1 protein-coding gene and 1 tRNA gene are annotated in these 1,874 nt (G+C 31.6%); both read left to right on the top strand.

Annotation, left to right across the window (positions count from 1 at the left end):
* The first annotated feature begins 4 nt into the window (after positions 1 to 4).
* Positions 5 to 75, top strand: a tRNA-Gly gene (locus NW240_RS08520).
* Positions 76 to 756: 681 nt separating this feature from the next.
* Complete coding sequence (locus NW240_RS08525) at positions 757 to 921, top strand: hypothetical protein (protein ID WP_258437160.1); 165 nt, start codon at positions 757 to 759, stop codon at positions 919 to 921.
* The last annotated feature ends 953 nt before the right edge of the window (positions 922 to 1,874 follow it).

Raw genomic sequence — 1,874 nt, forward strand, 5'->3', positions numbered from 1 at the left:
ACCTGCGGGTGTAGTTTAGTGGTAAAACCACAGCCTTCCAAGCTGTTGTCGGGAGTTCGATTCTCCTCACCCGCTTATTCAGACTTTTAGAGTCTTTTTTTTATGTCTAAAAAAGAACCCCTTTCTAATATAATAGATGATGTGCCCCCAAAAGTTAGGTTTTAAACTCTAACTTTTGGGGGTCATTTTATGTCTAAAAATATGCTTATGAATTGAAATTAAAAGTTGTAGAAGAATATTCTAAAACAAAACTAGGTTATAACGCTTTAACTAAAAAATAGATAATCTATAATAATTTCTTAGTTAGGAATTGGGTCAACATTTATAAAAATAAGGTGCAAACGGGTTAAAACTATTCAAGGAAAATATATTTTTAGATTTTTAGCTAAATGTTTTAGACTTGAAATAATTAACAGGAGCTTCCTATAAAGAAACGGCAATAGCTTTTAACCTTATGAATCTGTAAATAATAGCTAAATGGAAACGTGCTTATCTTAAAGGGGGATGAAGCTCTGATTAGACCTATAGGGAGACCGCCCAAAGTTGTAAAGAAACTTAATACAAAGGAGCTTCGTCAAAAGAATATAGTCACTAAGGATTCAGAATGGAAGCTTTTACGGCAAAAAGTCACTTATTTGGAGATTGAGAATTTGTATCTAAAAAATTAAAGGAATGGGGTTTCAAAGACCATCGAGACCCCAACAAACCCAATTGTTTTAGACTTAAGCTAAAAGGGCTATTGTTAAAAAAATAGTTTTGGATGATATAAAGTTCCAGCGAAATCTTTCCTTTTTACAAGCAACGATTGAATCGAGTGAATACTTATTAAGAATTAGAGGAAAAATTCAACAAATATTTCAAGAGTTCAATGAAATCTATGAGTATCGTCGAATGACGGTTGAATTTAATCAAAACACGTAAATAAAAAATAAACAAAAAAGTTCAACGAATCATGAATAAACTCGGCTTAACATGTACAAAGTTCTGACGGAAGTCCCGTCGGTATCGCTCTTATAAAGGCACTGTGGGAACAATTTCTCCCAATCGCTTCAACCATCCCTTTAGTGCAAAATATCCGCTACAAAAATTAGTCACTGATGTCACTTAGTTCAAGACAGCTGACGGAAAGAAACTGTATTTAAGCCCTATTATGGATTTATTTAACTCTGAAATTATCGCTTGAAATCTTAGCAATCATACAACTTTAGATTTGGTTATGAATCAATTGACGGACACTATTGAAATGGTTAAAACATCAGCTATCTATCGGACAATCCTCCACAGTAATCAAGGGTGGTAAGTAAATAACAAATGTAGCTAATGTAAACAGAAATTGAACTAGATAGAAATACTAAAGGAAATGGGGTGTAGAATGCTTTAAAAATTGCTATTATTAAGATTAAAAAGACTAAGTAAGTAATGTTTACATGTATATTCCTTTAAGAAATTGCTGATTCTTTATAAAGCTTTCATCAAGAAAATAATGGGTACAAAAGATATCATTACTTTATTACTTAAAGTGTTTATCTGTGAATAATAAGCGATGATATCCAGTGTAAATCCAGTAAAATATTGATTAGTACATGATCAATTGTTTTCAGTATTGGCACAAAAGGAGATTGAATTATTTATTGTAATGTAAATAGCTAACAGTATATTTATTATATAGTGTCTGTTAGTCATAAAGATTAGAAAAGTTATCATCAAACCTGTTACACGAACGACCAAAACGAAAGCAAAAAAGTTTGAAAAAACTCCAAAAAAGGTTTGACAAAAAAACCAAACCATGCTAGTATATAGAAGTTGTCACTTCTGACAGCGAAGCTCATTGAAAACTGAACAAAGACAAACACCAAAATGTGTAAGGGTCTATT

The sequence above is a fragment of the Facklamia sp. 7083-14-GEN3 genome (assembly GCF_024742075.1).
Classification (GTDB): domain Bacteria; phylum Bacillota; class Bacilli; order Lactobacillales; family Aerococcaceae; genus Facklamia.